This is a genomic window from Neisseria sp. P0021.S006, from assembly GCF_051956895.1.
On the sequence record NZ_JBQCWZ010001280.1, the window covers coordinates 1 to 440 of the forward strand.

The following is a 440-nucleotide window of genomic DNA, read 5'->3' on the forward strand; positions in this document are numbered from 1 at the left end:
TTTGAAACAAAGCTCCGAGGCCGTCTGAAATGTTCAGACGGCCTTTATTATCGTACAATCCATATAAGCAAAAACATTTTTGAGCCGAACACTATGTCCACGACTTTTGCCATTACCCCCCAGCTGGCACTGAAAGACCTTGGCCACCGTCACTATAACGGTAAAGGCATTATTCATTCGATTGAATCTTGCGGTGCTGTCGATGGTCCGGGTTTGCGCTACGTGCTCTTTTGGCAAGGCTGCCTGATGCGTTGCCTGTATTGCCATAATCGTGACACATGGGATCTTCATACTGAGCAGGCGCAGGAATTGGATGTGGCAACTGTGATGAAGCAGGTCACGACCTATCTTCATTATTTGCGTGCGACAGGCGGAGGCGTAACGGCAACCGGCGGCGAGCCGTGATTGCAATATGAGTTTGTATGCGATTGGTTTACGGC

Annotated in this window: 1 pseudogene; it reads left to right on the top strand. The window is 49.3% G+C overall.

The annotated features are described in order from the left end of the window. Positions 1-93: 93 nt before the first annotated feature. A pseudogene (locus tag ACTHUM_RS19885) lies at positions 94-402 on the top strand (4Fe-4S cluster-binding domain-containing protein); the annotation flags it as partial. Positions 403-440 lie beyond the last annotated feature (38 nt).